The organism is Nocardia sp. NPDC051832 (assembly GCF_040681285.1).
GTDB lineage: Bacteria > Actinomycetota > Actinomycetes > Mycobacteriales > Mycobacteriaceae > Nocardia.
This window is the reverse complement of the sequence record NZ_JBFAYL010000001.1, coordinates 522,689-541,082: the sequence shown is the minus strand read 5'-3', so window position 1 is coordinate 541,082 and position 18,394 is coordinate 522,689. Positions and strand designations below refer to the sequence as shown.

The following is an 18,394-nucleotide window of genomic DNA, read 5'->3' as shown; positions in this document are numbered from 1 at the left end:
GGACCGGCTGCGAACCGCATGGTTCGATTGCCGTTCCGGTGTGGACCGAGCAGGAGGGCGCGGCATGCACAATCTGAGCAAGGAGGAAAGCGGTCTCCTGCGAAACCACTTCCTCGACTCGGCCCGGGAGTTCCACCCCGTATGGGCCTCGCGCTCCGGTCGTTTCGTGCTTCCGGGGCCCGGGGTCGGCGCGCTCGGCAGCGACCCGGGCGCGGCGCACATCCTGAACGCGTTCTCCTGGGCCGGTTATGAACAGATCTACGGCCTGACCACCGAACGCCAGGGCAAGAACAAGGCCGACCAGGCCGTGCTGGCCAATCTGGAGGACATCGCCGCCTGGCCGTGGCCGGGTAAGACCGACGTCCTGCTGGCCGCCCCCGACCGGATGGCCGCGGTGCTGATCGCCGCCGACGACTTCGTCCTGGTCGGCGGCGACCGCGTCTTCGTCGAGACCGCCCTCGGGATGACCCTCGACCAGGCCCGCACGCACTTCCAGGCCTACGCCCGCGACCAGGCCGCTACCGCGCCGCACCTCCCCGACCTGGCCGAGCAGTACCGCTGAGCGACTACTTTTTGCGGACCTTGTCGACGGCCGCGACGAAGAACCTCTCGGCGGCGGCTTCGTCGAAGTTGGCGGTCTGGACGGCGGCGCGAACGGCCACGGTCTTGTTATCGACGATCGCCCAGCCCAGGTAGGCCTTGATGGTGAAGGCGCCGAAGCCGGGCACCGAGGAGACGGTAGTGGTGCGGTAGGCGACGGCGTCGACGCCGTCGATCGACGCTGGAGGTTTGCGGGGCTCCAGTGTCACCTGCGAGGAGAGGTGCTGGCGGTCCGGGCTGGTGCTCTTCACCTGGAGGTTGGGACATTTGTCGACGGCGGTACTGAAAACGGCGAGATCCACTTTGGTGGAGGACACGGCCTCGAAATAGACCGAGGGGGGTGTGCCGCCGGAGGCCGCCGCGAAGCTCGCGTGATCGGTCACCTTCTTGGCTTGCTCGGACATGTCCGCGATCCGGCCCTGGCAGTCCCCGGGGGTGACCGAATCGATGGCCTGCACCGACAAGACATCGGTCATGCGGTCGCGCACCTGGTCGTCGGGGATATCCATCTTCTTGTCGCCCGCGGGAAGATCGGAATCAGTCAGTACCAGCTTGTTATCGGAGCCGCCACCGATACTGGAGCACGCGGTCATCAGCAATCCCATGCAGATAAGCAATGACTTGCTAAAAGTCCGATTTTTCACCGACTCAGCATGCCAGTGGCAACCCCGTTTCCGGGGCAGCGACGCTCGCGCGGACATCTCGAGGAGTGAGCCTGTCCCGCCAATCTGGTAACGAGGGGCCCATATCTCTACGATGCTGTCCAGGTAGTCGCTGTGTGAAGGGGAGCACAAGATTCGACTGACAGCTGGATAGTAGATAGGTGAGCTGCTACATGGTTCGGGTCGCGTTGGGTTGCCGGTACGTATCGACAGGACTGGTGTGCGCATGACCCGGCCGACCAGGGCGCGGCCCGCGACGCGCAGTCAGCGATCGCGCGTCAAGACGCTGCCGCAGTTGCTCGGCGCCGCGGTGGAAGCCAATCCGGGTGGCGTGGCGGTGTGTTTCGCCGACGCCGACGGGACGTCCGCCCAGTTGTCCTACGCCGAACTGGATGCGCGTTCCACCCGTCTTGCGCGTTTGCTGATCGGTCGCGGAGTCGGTCCCGAGGATCTTGTCGCGGTGAGCGTGCCGCGGTCGGTGGATTCGATCGTGGCGGTCTGGGCGGTCGCCAAGACCGGCGCCGGTTTCGTGCCGGTGGACCCGAACTATCCGGCGGACCGGATCGAGCACATGGTCGCCGACTCCGGCGTCGTGCTCGGGCTGACGGTGCGGGCCAAGAGCGCCGGCCTGCCCGAGTGGGTGCGGTGGCTGGAACTCGATGGTCCCGAGCAGGTGCGCGCGCTGTCCGAGCACTCCGCGGAAACCATCACCTACGCCGATCGGGTGCGCCCGCTCAAGGCCGAGCACCCGGCGTACGTCATCTACACCTCTGGTTCGACGGGCCTGCCGAAGGGCGTCGTCGTCACCCATACCGGGCTCGGTGCGCTCTGCGACGAAGAACGCGCTCGCTACGGCGCGACCTCCGCCTCGCGGGTGCTGATGTTCGCCTCGCCCTCCTTCGACGCCTCCGTTTTCGAGATGCTCATGGCGGTCGGCGCCGCGGCCACCATGGTGGTCGCCGCACCCTCGGTCTACGGCGGACCGGACCTGGCCGCGTTGCTGCGGCGCGAAGCGGTCACACACGCGGTGATCACCCCGGCCGCGCTCGCCTCCGTCGACCCCGACGGGCTGGATGATCTGCGCATGGTGATGGTCGCGGGCGAGGCCTGCCCGCCGGATCTGGTGCGCCGCTGGGCGGCGCCCGAGCGCGAGTTCTTCAATGGTTACGGCCCCAGTGAGGCCACGATCATGACGAACTGCACCGGTCCGATGTCGCCGGACAAACCGGTGACCATCGGCGCGCCCACCCGGGGCGTCAGCGAGTACGTGCTGGACGAGCGGCTGGCCCCCGTGCCGAACAGCGTGGTCGGCGAATTGTATGTAGCGGGAGCGCAATTGGCGCGCGGCTACCTGGACAAGGCGGCGCTGACCGCCACCCGGTTCGTGGCGAATCCGTTCGACACCAACGGCCCCCGCCTGTACCGCACCGGCGACCTGGTGCGCTGGAACCCCGCCGGCGAGCTGGAGTACGTGGGCCGCAACGACTTCCAGGTGAAGATCCGCGGCTTCCGCATCGAACTCGGCGAGATCGACGCCGTGCTGGCGGCGCACATGGCGGTCGATTTCGCGGTGACGGTGGGACACCGGCTGGACACGGGCGCGACGATTCTCGCCGCCTACGCGCACGCCGCGGACGGCGAGCTGATCGATGCCGACGAGCTGCTCGCCTTCGCCGCGCGCCGGCTGCCCGAGCACATGGTGCCGACCACGCTCACGGTGCTCGACGAGATCCCGCTGACCCCGGTCGGCAAACTCGACCGCACCGCGCTACCGGCACCGCGTCTGCGCGCCAAGGAATTCCGCGCGCCCGAGGGCCGCCGGGAGCTCCTGGTCGCCGAGATCTTCGCCGACCTGCTGGCCACCGAAGACCCGGTCGGCGCGGACGACGACTTCTTCGCCCTCGGCGGCAACTCGCTCATCGCGACCCGGGTGATCGCCCGCCTCGGTGCGGCTTTGGACGCGCAGATCCCCGGCCGCCTGCTCTTCGACGCCCGCACCGTCGCCGGGCTCGCCGAACGCCTGCGCGAGTTCGAGGGCTCCGGCGGCCACCGCGCCCTCGAACCGATGCCGCGTCCGGAGCGGATCCCGCTCTCGCTGGCGCAGCAGCGCATGTGGTTCCTCAATCGGTTCGACCCGGACTCGGCCGCCAACAACATCCCGTTTGCCATCCGGCTCTCCGGTGATCTCCAGGTAGAAGCCTTGCAGGCAGCGGTCGCGGACCTGATCGACCGGCACGAATCGCTGCGCACCGTCTATCCGGCCGTCGACGGCGCCGGGTACCAGTCGATCCAGCCCACCCTGTGGGTGCTGCCCGACCTGACCCCGCAGCCCGTCGCCGAAGACGAATTGCAGGAGTGGCTGCTCGGCTATGCCCTGACCGGGTTCGACGTCACCACCGAGGTGCCGTTGCGGATGGGCTTGGCGCGGTTCACCGCCGAGGAGCACGTGCTCATCGCGGTGGTGCACCATATCGCCGCCGACGGCGCGTCGGTCGCGCCGATGGTGCGCGATCTCATGACCGCCTACGCCACCCGGGTCTCGGGCGCGGCCCCCAGTTGGACGCCGCTGCCGGTGCAGTATGCCGACTATACGCTGTGGCAGCGCGAGATCCTGGGCGACGAGCACGATCCGGAGTCCGTCGCCGCCGGCCAGATCGCTTACTGGCGAACGGCTTTGGCGGGCCTGCCGGAACGTATCGACCTCCCCGCGGATCGGCCGCGACCCGCGGTGGCCACCGGCCGCGGCGCGGTCTTCGGATTCGAGATCCCCGCCGAGACCCATCAGCGACTCGAGGACCTGGGCAACGAGACCGGCGCCTCCCTGTTCATGGTGGTGCACGCGGCGCTCGCGACTTTGCTGGCGCGCCTGTCGAATACCGACGACATCGCCATCGGCACCCCGGTCGCCGGTCGTGGCGAACACGCCCTCGACGACCTCATCGGCATGTTCGTGAACACGCTGGTGCTGCGCACCCGGATCGATCGCGGCGCGACCTTCCTGGAGCTGCTGGAGGTCGCGAAAGAGACGGACCTGGCGGCATTTTCGCACGCCGAGCTCCCGTTCGAGCGGCTGGTGGAGCTCCTCGACCCGGTCCGTTCGCAGGCGCACCACCCGCTGTTCCAGGTCGCGCTGTTCTTCCAGAATATGGAGCGCGCGACCCTGGAACTGCCTGGATTGTCCGCGGACGTAGTCGATTTCGACGGCGCGATCGCGAAGTTCGACTTACAACTGACCCTGGTGCCGCACGTGCGCGACGGTGCGCCCAGCGGCTTGTCGGCGCTGTTCACCTATGCCATCGACCTGTACGACGAGCCGACGGTCGCGGAGTTCGCCGACCGGCTGACCCGCCTGCTCGCCCTGGTCGCGGCGGACCCGCAGCGCCCCGTCGGCGCGCTCGAGGTGCTGGAGCCCGCCGAGCGCAACAGAATCCTGCTGGGCTGGAACAACACTTATCGCGAGATCCCGGCGGAACTGCTGCTGGACGGTTACCGGCGCGCGGTGACCGCGCATCCGCAGGCCGTCGCGCTCGAATACGAGGGCGCTCGGCTGACCTATCGCGAGTTCGACGAGCGGGTGAACCGGCTGGCGCGCCTGCTGATCGAACGAGGCGTCGGCTCGGAATCCCTGGTGGGCTTGGCGATCCGGCGCTCGCTGGATCTGGTCGTCGGCATGTACGCGGTCCTCACCGCCGGCGGCGCCTATGTGCCGCTGGATCCGGACCATCCCGCCGAGCGCATCGGCCACATCCTCGATACCGCGCAACCAGTTTGCGTGCTGAGTACCAGCAGCGCCGCCGCGGCGCTGCCCGCCGAGATCCCGGCGGTGCTGCTCGACACCGTGGACCTGACTCCCTTCGACGCCGAACCTGTTCGCCCCGAAGAACTTCAGCGCCCGGTCCGCCCGGAGCACCTGGCCTACGTCATCTTCACCTCGGGCTCGACCGGCCGCCCCAAGGGCGTCGCGATCTCGCACGCGGCGATCCACAATCAGATCACCTGGATGCTGGTCGCCTACCCGCTCGGCCCGGACGACGTGTACCTGCAGAAGACCGCGACCACCTTCGACGTGTCGCTGTGGGGCTTCTTCATGCCGCTGCGCGTGGGCGCGAAACTTCTGGTGGCGAAGCCCGACGGCCACCGCGATCCGCAATATGTCGCGGAAACCCTGGTCGCCCAGCAGGTCACGGCCACCGACTTCGTGCCGTCGATGCTGACCGTCTTCGCCTCGCACACCGCGGAATTCGCCGCGGACGGCTCCCGCCGCTCCCCGAACCGCCGCGAGGATTCGCCGCAGCGCTACTGGGACGCCTATCCCGCGCTGCGCCATGTGTTCGTGATCGGTGAAGCCCTGCCCCCCGAGACGGTGGCCGCCTGGCGCACGGTGTCGGGCGCGCCGCTGCACAACCTCTACGGCCCGACCGAAGCCGCTGTCTCGGTGACCTATTGGCCCGCCTCGGTCACCGATGTGCGGACCGTGCCGATCGGTGTCCCGCAGTGGAACACCCAGGTGTACGTGCTGGATTCGCGCTTGCAGCCGGTTCCGGCCGGTGTGCCGGGCGAGTTGTATCTAGCCGGTGCGCAGCTGGCCCGCGGCTACGTGCGCAGACCTGATCTTTCCTCGGATCGCTTCGTGGCCAACCCCTTCGGCGCCGGCGAGCGCATGTATCGCACCGGTGACCTGGTGCTGTGGCGTGATGCCCCGCACCGGCTGGAGTACATCGGGCGCACCGACTTCCAGGTGAAGTTTCGCGGCCAGCGCATCGAGCTCGGCGAGATCGAAACCGCGCTGCTGGCACAGCATTCGGTCAGCCAGGCGGTCGTGATCGTCGCCACCGGCCCCACCGGCGACCAGCTCGCGGGCTATATCGTCGCGACGCCGGGCGCGCGGCCCGACGTGCTCGAGCTACGCGCCGCGCTGGCCGAGGCGCTACCGCCGTACATGGTGCCCGCGACGATCATGCGCCTACCCGAGCTCCCGCTGAACACCTCCGGCAAGCTCGACCGGAAAGCCTTGCCCGCACCGGTTTTCGAGACCACTGCCTTCGCCGCGCCCGCCACCCCGCTGGAAGCGGCCGTCGCCGAGGTGTTCGCCGAGGTGCTCGGCCCGGAGTCCCCGCGCATCGGCCGTGATGACGACTTCTTCGCGCTCGGCGGCAATTCGCTCAGCGCCACCCGCGTCGCCGCTCGTCTCGGCGCGGCCCTCGACACCCGCCTGCCGGTCAAGCTCATCTTCGAAGCGTCCACCGTTTCCGGGCTGGCCGCCCGCATCGAAATCTCGGACGACGGCCGCCTGCCCCTGGTCGCGGGCCCGCGCCCGGATCCGATTCCGCTCTCGCTGGCCCAGCAGCGCATGTGGTTCCTGAACCAGTTCGATACCGCCGCGGCCGCGTACAACCTGCCGGTGGCCGTGCAGCTGTCCGGAAACCTCGACGTCGAGGCGCTGGCCGCCGCGGCCGCCGATATCGTCACCCGCCACGAAACCCTGCGCACCGTCTACCCGCAATCGGCCGACGGCCCCACCCAGGTGATCCTGGCCCCGGCCGACGCGGCCCCGGATCTGTCGCCGATCGTGGTCCCGGAAGAGGAGCTCTACGAGCGCGTTTCGGAACTGGCGGGGGCCGGCTTCGACGTCGCCGCCGAGGTTCCGGTGCGGATGTCGCTGTTCCAGGTCGCGGACCGCCCGGAAGAGTTCGTCCTGCTGGTGGTGGTGCATCACATCGCCGCCGACGGCTGGTCGCTCGGCCCGCTGACCCGCGACGTGATGGCTGCCTATGCCGCCAGATCGCAAGGCTCCGAACCGAATTGGGCGCCACTGCCGGTGCAGTACGCCGACTACGCGCTGTGGCAGCGCGCCCTGCTCGGCGACGCCGGTGACCCGCAGTCCATCGCCGCCGCGCAACTCGGCTTCTGGCAGACGACGCTGGCGGAACTGCCCGAGGAATCGACGCTGCCGCTGGACCGGCCGCGCCCGGCCACCCAGTCCTATCAGGGTGGCGCGGTGAGCTTCCGGGTGGACGCGCAGACCCATCGCGGCCTGCGCGACCTGGCGCGGGGCGCGAACGCCACCGTGTTCATGGTGGTGCACACCGCCCTGGCCGTGCTGCTGGCCCGCATGGCCGGTCGCAACGACGTCGCCATCGGCACGCCGGTCGCCGGTCGTGGCGCGGCCGAACTCGACGACGTGATCGGGATGTTCGTCAACACCGTGGTGCTGCGCAGCCACCTGGACCCGGCCGAGCCGTTCGCCGACCTGCTGGTTCGTCAGCGCGAAGCCGACCTGGCCGCGTTCGCGCACGGCGACATCCCGTTCGAGCAGCTCGTCGACGTGCTCGCCCCGGTCCGTTCCACCGGCCGCACCCCGCTGTTCCAGGTGGCGCTGTCCTTCCTGAACCTGCCCGCGGGCGATTTCGAACTGCCCGGCCTCAGTATTCGCGGGCTGGACGCGCCCGTCGACATCGAGCGCTTCGACATGCAGCTGAACATCGCCGAGGGCGCGGCCGGCGGCACCGAGGGCATGCACGGTTCCCTCACCTATGCGCTGGACATCTTCGACGTGTCCACCGTGCGCGCGTTCGCCGAACGGTTCGTGCGGCTGCTGCGCGAGATCGTCGCCGACCCGGCCACGGCGGTCGGCGATCTGCGGCTGCTGTCGGAGGCCGAGGGCGGCCGGCTCACCCGGATGGCCGGTCCGGCGGTCACCGCGTCGGGCACGCTGCCCGATATTCTCGCCGCCGCGGCGGCCCGGGAACCCGAGCGGACGGCCGTGCTGTGCGGCGCGGAAGCCCTGACCTACGCCGAATTGGACGCGCGCTCTTCGCGTCTGGCCCGCGAGCTGATCTCGCGCGGCGCCGGACCGGGTGACTTGGTGGCTGTCGGCGTGCCGCGCTCGATCGAGTCGGTGCTGGCCTTCTGGGCGGTGGCGAAGACCGGGGCCGGTTTCGTGCCGGTGGACCCGAACTATCCAGCCGAGCGTATTCAGCACATGCTCACCGATTCCGGTGCGGCCCTGGGGCTTACGGTGGAGTCCGTTCGCGACAGCCTGCTGGACACGGTCGAATGGCTGGTGCTCGACGAGCTCGAGGTCGACCAGCACAGCGCGGCACCGGTTTCCGATGACGAGCGGGTCCGGCCGCTGCGCGCGGAGAACGTCTCCTATCTGGTGTACACCTCCGGCTCGACCGGGGTGCCCAAGGGCGTCGCCGTCACCCACACGGGCCTGGCCGGCTACAGCGCCGAACAGCGCGAAAGATTTGCTGTCACACCGGAATCCCGCACCCTGCACGCCGCGACCCCGAGCTTCGACGGCGCGGTGCTGGAACTGCTGCTCGCCACCGGCGCGGCCGGCACCATGGTCATCGTCCCGACCGACGTTTTCGGCGGCGCGGATCTGGCCGAACTGTTGCGCGCGCAGCGGGTTACCCACATGTTCATCACCGTGGCGGCGCTGGCCTCGATCGACCCGGCCGGGCTGACCGATCTGCGCGCGGTGTTCACCGGCGGTGAGACCTGGTCGCCGGATCTGGTGCGCCGCTGGGCCGTCGACGGCCGCCAGTTCCACAATGCCTACGGCCCCACCGAAACCACGATCATCGTGAACTTCAGCGAGCCGCTGACGCCCGGCGTGGACCTGACCATCGGCGCGCCGATCCGCGGCATCACCGAATGGGTGCTGGACGAGCGTTTGCATCCGGTGCCGGCCGGTGTCGTCGGCGAGCTCTACATCGCCGGCGACCAGCTGGCCAACGGCTACCACCGCAGACCCGGGCTCACCGCGGGCCGGTTCGTCGCCTGCCCGTGGCTGCCCGGGGTGCGGATGTATCGGACCGGCGACGTGGTCCGCTGGACGGCCAGGGGCGAGATCGAGTTCGTGGGGCGCAACGACTTCCAGGTGAAGGTGCGCGGTTTCCGCATCGAACTGGGTGAGATCGACGCCGTCCTCGCCGATCACCCCACCGTGGATTTCGCGGTGACCGTGGGACGCAAGTCGGCGGGCGGGACGATCATGCTGGTGTCCTACGTGCACGCCGCGGCCGGGCAGACCGTCGAGGTGGCCGAGCTGACCGGCTACGCGCAGCAGCGCATGCCCGCGCACATGGTGCCGACCTCGATCATGGTGCTCGACGAGATCCCGCTCACCCCGGTCGGCAAGCTCGATCGAAAGGCGTTGCCGGAGCCGGTCTTCGAGACCTCGCTGTACCGCGCGCCGGTCTCCGTTCCGCAGCAGGCGGTCGCCGAGGTGTACGCCGAGGTGCTCGGGCTGGAGCAGGTCGGCGTGGATGACGACTTCTTCGCGCTCGGCGGCAACTCGCTCAGCGCCACCCGGGTCACCGCCCGGCTGGCGACGGCGCTGGACATCCAGGTGCCGGTGCGCCTGCTGTTCGAGGCGTCGACGGTCGAAGCCCTGGCCGCTCGCCTGGAGTCCGGGGACGAATCCGGTTCCGGCAAGCCCGCATTGGTGGCCGGTCCGCGCCCGGAGCGGATTCCGCTGTCGCTGGCGCAGCAGCGGATGTGGTTCCTCAATCAGTTCGACACCGCCTCGGCCGCCTACAACATTCCGGTCGCCGTCCGCTTGACCGGTGCGCTCGACCTCGCGGCGCTCAAGCAAGCGCTGGTCGACGTGGTGACGCGGCACGAGATCCTGCGCACCTTCTACCCGCAGACCGACAGCGGCCCGATCCAGGCGATTCAGCCCGCGGCGGCGGCGGTGCCGTCCTTCGCGCCGGTGGAGGTGCCCGCGGCCGGGCTGATCGAGCGCGTCACCGCCCTGGTCGACACCGGCTTCGACGTTGCCATCGAGGTGCCGCTGCGCGTCGCCCTGCTGCGCGTCGACGGCAACGCCGAGGACCACGTAATCGTGTTCGTCGTGCACCACATCGCCGGGGACGGCTGGTCCATGGGCCCGCTGACCCGTGACTTCATGGGCGCCTACGCCGCGCGCGCGCAGCGCGGGACGGCCGGCGGCGCGGCGGGTGACCTCGGCGCGCCGCCGAGCTGGGCGCCGCTGCCGGTGCAGTACGCCGACTTCAGCATCTGGCAGCGGGCGGTGCTCGGGTCCGAGGACGTCCCGGAATCGCTGGCCACCAAGCAGATCGAGTTCTGGCGGCGCGAATTGGCCGGACTGCCCGAGGAATCCACGGTGGCGGGTGACCGCGCCCGCCCCGGCACCCCCAGCTTTCACGGCGGCGCCATCGATTTCGTCGTCGACGCCGCGGTGCGCGACGCGCTCGCCGAGCTGGCCCGCCGGCAGAACGCCACGCTGTTCATGGTGGTGCACACCGCGCTCGCGGTGCTGCTGTCCCGGCTCTCCAGTGCCGACGACGTGGCCATCGGCACCCCGGTCGCTGGTCGTGGCGATGCCGCGATCGACGACCTGATCGGCATGTTCGTCAATACCGTGGTGCTGCGCAGCGGCATCGAGCCGGGGGAGTCCTTCGCCGGCCTCCTGGCCCGGCAACGGGAACGGGATCTGGCGGCGTTCGCGCACGCCGACATCCCGTTCGAGCGCCTGGTCGACGTGCTCGATCCCGAGCGGTCCACCGCCCGCACTCCGCTGTTCCAGGTGATGCTGGCCTTCCAGAACCTGCCCGGCGGTAGTTTCGAAATGCCCGGCTTGACCGCCGGCACCGTCGATTTCGATCCCCAGGTGGAGAAGTTCGACCTGTCGGTGACCGTGCACGAGGGCCCCGAGGGCCTGGCCTGCCGGTTGTCGTACGCCACCGACCTGTACGACGCCGCGACCGCCACCGCGATCGCGGCCCGCTGGCAACGGGTGCTCGCGGCGATCGCCGCCGACCCGGCGATCGCGGTCGGCGCCATCGAGGTGCTCGACGGCGACGAACGCGCGGACCTGATCTCGCGGACCGGACCGCCCGCGATCCCCGCACGCACCCTGCCCGAACTGCTGGCCGAGGCCGCGGCGCTGAATCCGTTCGCGCCCGCCGTCGTCGCCGGGAACACCACCCTGGCCTATGGCGAACTCGACGAACGCTCGAACCGGCTGGCCCGCTTGCTGATCACGGCCGGCCTCGGCGCCGAGGACCTGGTCGCCGTCGCGATTCCGCGCTCGGCGGATTCGGTGTTCGCCACCTGGGCGGTGTCCAAGACCGGCGCCGCCTTCGTGCCGGTGGACCCGACCTACCCCGCCGACCGCATCGCGCACATGGTCACCGATTCCGGTTCGGCCCTGGGCATTACGGTCGCCGCGGTGCGCGACGACCTACCCGACTCGGTGCGCTGGCTGGTCCTGGAGGACCTCGAGACCGACCACCTGGACCGCGGCCCGATCACCGACGCCGACCGGGTCCGGCCGCTGCGCCCGGCGCATCCGGCCTATGTCATCTACACCTCCGGCTCCACCGGCGTGCCGAAGGGCGTGCTGGTCACCCATGCCGGCCTGGCCAACTTCAGCGTCGAGCAGCTGGAGCGCTACGACCTCGATTCCGATTCGCGGGCACTGCATTTCGCCTCCCCGAGCTTCGATGCCTCGGTCCTGGAGTTCCTGCTCGCCATCGTGCGCGGCGGCGCCCTGGTGGTGGCCCCGCCGCGCATGTACGGCGGCGAGGAACTCTACGACCTGATCCGGGACGAACGCGTCACGCACGCGTTCATCACCCCGTCCGCGCTGGCCACCTTCGATCCGGCAGGACTGGACAGCTTCCGCGTGGTGGTCGCCGGCGGTGAGGCCTGCCCGCCCGAGCTGGTCGCGAAATGGGCGGCCGCACTGCCGGATTGCGCGTTCCACAATGGTTACGGTCCGACCGAGACCACCATCATGACCAACATCAGCGCGCCGCTGACCCCGGGCGAGACGGTCACCATCGGCGGGCCGATCCGCGGCATGCAGTCGCTGATCCTGGACGCTGGACTGCGCCCGGTGCCGCTGGGCGTCGCGGGTGAGCTGTACCTGTCGGGCATCCAGCTGGCGCGCGGCTACCACGCCCGTCCCGGGCTGAGCGCCGAAAGGTTCGTGGCGAACCCGTATGTCGCGGGCGAGCGCATGTACCGCACCGGTGACGTGGTGCGCTGGCGCCCGACCGGCGAGGTCGAGTACGTCGGCCGCTCCGACTTCCAGGTGAAGATCCGCGGCTTCCGCATCGAACTCGGCGAGATCGACGCCGCCCTGGCGTCGTTCGAGACCGTCGACTTCGCGGTCACCGTCGGCCACAAGAACGCGACAGGCGCCGCCACGCTGGTGTCGTATGTCGTTGCCGCGCCGGGTCGTTCGATCGATGTGGCCGCGCTGACCGCGCATGTCGAGGAGCGCCTGCCCGCCTACATGGTGCCGTCCTCGATCATGGTGCTGGACGCGGTGCCGCTCACCCCGGTCGGGAAGCTGGACCGGAAGGCGTTGCCGGAACCGGTCTTCGCGACGACGGTGTCCCGCGAGCCGATCGGCGCTATCGAAGCGCGCCTGGCGGAGCTGTTCGCGCAGGTGCTCGGCCTGGACGCGGTCGGCGTGACGGACTCGTTCTTCGCCGTCGGCGGCGACAGCATCCTGTCCATCCAGCTGGTCTCGCGCGCCAAGGCCGCGGGCATCGTCTTCACCCCGCGCGACGTCTTCGAGCAGCGCACCGTGGCCGGACTGGCACAGGTGGCCGCGACCGCGGCCGAAGCGGTTGTGCTGGAAGAACTCCCGGGCGGCGGCGTCGGCCCGGTGCCGCTCACGCCGGTGCTCGCCGAGTACCTCCGGCACGGCGCGTTCGACCGCTTCTTCCAGTCGATGATGCTGGGCCTGCCCGAGGACATCGACGAAGCCGGACTGGTGGAAACCATCGCCGCCGTGGTCGATCACCACGACGTGCTGCGCTCCCGGGTGCGGCATGTGCACGGGCAGTGGACCTTCGAGACGCTGGCGCCGGGCGCGCTGAAGATGGCCGAGCTCATCACCCGCACCGACGTGCCCGCCGGTGTCAGCGACGAGGACCTGCGCTGGATCGCGCGCGAGGCGATGGAAGCCACTGTCGCCGAACTGGATCCGGGTGCGGCGAAGATGATCGCGTTCACCTGGCTGCACCGCCCCGACGCCCGCGACCTGCTGGCCGTGGCCGCGCACCACTACGCGATCGACGGCGTCTCCTGGCGCATCGTCATCCCGGACCTGGCCGTCGCCTGGTCGCAGCGCGCGGCGGGGGAGCCGGTCAGCCTGCCCGCCAACGGCACCTCCTTCCGGCGCTGGGCGCACGGGCTGGCCGATCTCGCCGCCACCCGCGGGCACGAGCTCGACTTCTGGAAAACCGTGCTGGCGATGCCGGATCCGCTGCTCGGCAGCCGGGCGCTGGACCCGGCGACCGACCTGCAGACCACGGTCCAGCGCGTGCAGATCCAGGTGCCCGCCGACATCGCCGAGACGGTGCTGACCAAGGTGCCCGCGCTCTACCGCGGCGGCGTCAACGATGGCCTGCTGACCGCGCTCGCGCTGGCGGTCTACGCCTGGCGCGCCCGCCGCGGCGTGCGGGCCCAGTCCACGCTGGTGAAACTCGAAGGCCACGGCCGTGAGGAAGAGGTGCTGCCCGGCAGCGATCTGACGCGCACCATCGGCTGGTTCACCAACGTCTACCCGGTAGCCCTCGATCTCAGCGCGGTCGACATCGACGCCGCGTTCGACGGCGGCGAAGCCACCGGTGACGCGGTGAAGGCCATCAAGGAGCAACTGCTCGCGGTGCCGGACAAAGGCATCGGCTACGGCCTGCTCCGGCACCTGGACCCCGAGACCGCCGGGGCGCTGCCGGAACACCTGGGCCAGATCAGCTTCAACTACCTCGGCCGCGTCTCCGCCGGCGGCGTTCCGGAAGGGCTCACCGCGCTCGGCTGGATGCCGACCGGGGAAGCGGGACACCATAATCCGGACCAGGACGAGGCCATGCCCGCCGGCGCGGTGGTCGACATCAACGCCATCGTCAACGACGGTGCGGACGGACCGCGGATGGACGTGACGTTCCTGTACGCGTCCGAGATCATCGGCGAAGCCCAGGTGCGGGAGCTGGCCCAGGACTGGCTGTCCGCGCTGGAGGCGCTCGCCTGGCACGCCGAGCACCCGGCTTCCGGCGGCCTGACCCCGTCGGATGTGTCGCTGGTGCGCGTCACCCAGGCTGAGATCGACGCCTGGCAGCGCGCGTATCCCACGCTCTCCGACGTGCTTCCGCTCTCGCCGCTGCAAGCGGGTCTGCTGTTCCTCACCGAACTCGGCGCGGGTGCCGAGAACCGGCAGGGTGACGACTACATCATTCAGTTCACGCTGGAACTGACCGGCAGCATCTACATCGACCGCATGCAGCGCGCCGCCCAAGGCGTGCTGGATCGGCACGCCAACCTGCGCACCGCGTTCGTCACCGCCGCCGACGGCGCGCCCGTGCAGCTGGTGCTGGACCACGTGGAGGTCCCGTGGCAGGCCATCGACGGCGTGCCCGACGAGCAGCTGGCCGATGTGCTGGCCGCCGAACAACAGCGCCGCTTCGACACCGCGACCGCGCCCATGGTGCGGTTCGCCATGCACCGCACCCTGTCCGGCCGCAGCTTCCTGACCCTGACCACGCACCACATCCTGGTCGACGGCTGGTCCATGCCGCTGTTGATGAAGGACCTGCTCGCGCTGTACGCGACCCGCGGCGACGCGACGGTGCTGCCGCGCGTGCGGCCCTACCGGGACTACCTGGCCTGGCTCGCGCGCCAGGATCCCGCGGCCTCGCTCGCGGCCTGGACCAAGGCGCTGGCCGGACTCGAGCCGACGCCGCTCGCCCCCGCGCTGCCCGCCGCGCCGGTGCCGGGCGAAGGCGTGGGCTCTACGAAATTCGAACTGTCGCAAGCGGAGACGGCCGCGCTGTCCGCCTTCGCCACCACGTCCGGCGTCACCGTCAACACGGTCGTTCAGGCCGCGTGGGGCCTGGTCATCGCGGGCTGCACCGACCGGGACGAGGCCGTGTTCGGCGCGGCCGTCTCCGGCCGCCCGCCGCAGCTCGACGGTGTCGACGAGATGGTCGGCCTGTTCGTCAATACGCTGCCGGTGCGGGTGCGCTTCGATCCGCGCTGGACGGTGCGGGATCTGGTGAGCCGCTTGCAAGCCGAGCAGGCCGCGTTGCTGGACCATCACTATGTCGGTCTCGCCGACATCCAGCGCGGCATCGGCGCGGACAACCTGTTCGACTCGCTGCTGGCCTTCGAGTCCTACCCGGTCGACACCGAGGGCCTGGCCGCGGCCAGCAGCATCGACGGCATGAACGTCACCGACCTCAAGGCGGTGAACTTCACGCACTACCCGCTCACCGTCCTGATCAACCTCGACGCCCAACTGCACGTCGAGGTGCTGCATCAGCGCTCCATGCTGAACAACGCCGTCGCCGGCGCGGTGGCCGAGCGGCTGCGCATGCTGATCACCGGCTTCGTCGCGGCGCCGCAGCGCACCCTGGCCGAGACCACGCTGCTGCTCAGCGCCGAGAGCCGAATCCTGGCTTCGCTCAACCACACCGAAGCGCCGGTGCTGGCCGCCGACGCGACCCTGGTGTCGTTGTTCCACGAGCAGGTCATCCGTACGCCGCACGCGCCGGCGGTCACCTTCGGCGCGGAGACCCTCAGCTACTCCGAACTGCGCTACCGCGCGAGAACACTGGCGGGCGCGCTGGTTCAGCACGGTGCGGGCCCGGAGACACTGATCGCCGTCGCCATGCGCCGCTCCCTCGAGCTGGTGGTGGCGATCTACGCGGTGCTGGAATGCGGGGCGGGCTATGTCCCGGTCGATCCCGACCATCCGGTGGAACGCAACGACCACGTGCTGGCCAGTGCGCGCCCGCGTTTCGTGCTGACCACTGCCGCGGATGCCTTCGAAACCGACACCGGCACCGAGGTTCTCGATATCGACGAGCTCCAGCCGATCCCGGTGGACCTGCCGGTTCCGCGCCCGGAGAACCTGGCCTACGTCATCTACACCTCCGGCTCCACCGGCCGCCCGAAGGGTGTGATGATCACCCACCGGCAGATGGTGAACCAATTCCGCTGGGCCCAGTCGGTGTATCCGCACGACACCGCGGACGTGGTGCTGCACAAGACGCCGATCACCTTCGACATCTCCACCTGGGAGTTGTTCTGGCCCTTGCAGACCGGCGCGCGCCTGGTCGTCGCGGCCCCCGACGGGCACCGCGACCCGCGGTACCTGGCCGAGATCATCGAGCGGGAACAGGTCAGCACGGTGCATTTCGTGCCGTCCATGCTCGACGCGTTCCTCGATCTGGGCGCCGAACTCCCGGCCACCCCGTACCGGGTATTCGCCGCCGGTGAGGCGCTGAGCGGCGCGACCGCCGCCCGGTTCTGCGCGACATTGCCTGGTGCACTGCACAATTGGTACGGCCCCGCAGAAGCCACGGTGGTCACCGCCTACTGGACGCGGCCCTCCGATACCGGCGGCGCGGTCCCGATCGGCACCCCCGTCGCGAATACCCAGGTGTACGTGCTGGATCGGCAGCTGCGCCAAGTTCCGGTCGGCGCGCCCGGCGAATTGTATGTAGCCGGTGTGCAATTGGCGCGCGGCTACCTCGGCGCACCCGCGCTGACGGCGGAGCGTTTCGTGGCCTGTCCCGAGCGGGCGGGGGAGCGCCTGTACCGCACCGGCGACATCGTCCGGCTGACCCGCGGCGGCCTGGAATACCTGGGCCGCGCCGACTTCCAGGTCAAGATCCGCGGCCAGCGCATCGAACTCGGCGAGATCGAAGCCGTACTGCGGCAACACGATTCGGTCGGACACGCGGCCGTCGCCGTGGTCAAGGCCCCGGATCGCCTGGTGGCGTACGTGGTTCCAGCACCCGGGCACGCCGTCAGCGAAACCCGGTTGCTGGAGCACGCCCGCCGCGGGCTGCCGCCGTACATGGTTCCCGCAGTCGTGGTCGTCCTCGACCAGCTGCCGCTCAACGCCAGCGGCAAACTCGACCGGAAGGCGCTGCCCGTCCCGGAATTCACCGCCCGCGCCTTCCGCGCTCCGGTGACCCCGGCGCAGCGCGCCGTTGCCGAGATCTTCGAAGAGGTGCTCGGCCTGGACCAGGTCGGTCTGGACGATGACTTCTTCGCCCTCGGCGGCACCAGCCTGGTCGCCGGCCAGGCTGTGCACCTGCTGCGCGCGCGGACCGGCGTGGAACTGCGCGTGCAGTGGTTCTTCCTCGGCGCCACCGTGCAGGCCCTGGCCGCGCGGATCGCCGAGGCGCAAGACGGCGGCCTGGACTACGACGCCGAATCCGACGCGGCCCTGGGCCTGCTGCTCCCGATCCGGGCGCGCGGCGCCGAGGACCCGCTGTTCTGCATCCACCCGATGTACGGCCTGGCCTGGTGCTACACCGGCCTGACCCAGTACCTCGACGAGCAGCGCCCGATCATCGGCGTGCAGGCCGCGGCCCTGTCCGAGGACGGCCCGCCGCCGGAATCGCTGTACGCCATGGCCGAGCGCTACACCGGCGAGATCATCGCCGCGCAGCCATCCGGGCCGGTCCGTCTGCTCGGCTGGTCGCTCGGCGGCGTCCTGGCCCACGAGGTCGCGGTGCGGCTGCGCGCCGCGGGCCGCGAGGTGGCGCTGCTGGCCATGCTCGACAGCGACCACAGCTTCGACCTGACCACCTGGCGCAGCACCATGGTCGAGATGCTCGCCGAACTCGGCATCACCGGACTCGACATCGATCAGCTCGACGAGTTGTCCGAAGCCGATTTCGGCAAACTGCACGAACTGATTCCCGCGGAAATGCTCGGCGTCACCCAGGAACGGCTACAGCGGATTTACACCAGTGCCATGCGCTCGGTCGGTCTGACGCAGGATTACGAGCCCGGCGTGTTCGACGGAACCATCGAATACTTCCGGGCCGCCGACGACGATCGGCGCACCCACGACGTGATCGCGGCCTGGCGGCCGTACGCGGCCGCGGTAGTAGACCATCCGGTCCCGACCAGGCACGAATTGATGACGCAGCCCGAGGCATTGAGCGATATCGGACCGGTTCTGGATAAACTGCTGCGCGAGCCGATGGCGTGACGGTGACCTCTTTTGTCCCGGCGCGATAGCCCGTATGGTCGGCGTGCTGCTCGTGGCTTGTGCGTGTTTCCAAAATCTGAAGAAAAGTAGGTGCACAGTGATTCGTCGTCAGAACCGGCGTCGTGGCTCGCGG

3 protein-coding genes are annotated in these 18,394 nt (G+C 69.9%); 2 read left to right on the top strand and 1 reads right to left on the bottom strand.

All coding sequences use genetic code 11. The annotated features are described in order from the left end of the window. Window positions 1–64 precede the first annotated feature (64 nt). On the top strand, window positions 65–562 hold the full coding sequence (locus tag AB0M14_RS02205) for a hypothetical protein (RefSeq protein ID WP_364987541.1): 498 nt from the start codon (window positions 65–67) through the stop codon (window positions 560–562). Between the two features lie 4 nt (window positions 563–566). Here the strand turns inward: AB0M14_RS02205 and AB0M14_RS02200 are convergent, their stop codons facing one another. Continuing rightward, window positions 567–1,205 carry a hypothetical protein gene (locus AB0M14_RS02200; RefSeq protein ID WP_364987538.1) on the bottom strand — a complete coding sequence of 213 codons (639 nt, stop codon included), beginning with the start codon at window positions 1,203–1,205 and terminating at the stop codon, window positions 567–569. Window positions 1,206–1,488: 283 nt separating this feature from the next. Here AB0M14_RS02200 and AB0M14_RS02195 point away from each other — a divergent pair, with 283 nt between their 5' ends. Continuing rightward, complete coding sequence (locus AB0M14_RS02195) at window positions 1,489–18,261, top strand: amino acid adenylation domain-containing protein (RefSeq protein WP_364987533.1); 16,773 nt, start codon at window positions 1,489–1,491, stop codon at window positions 18,259–18,261. The last annotated feature ends 133 nt before the right edge of the window (window positions 18,262–18,394 follow it).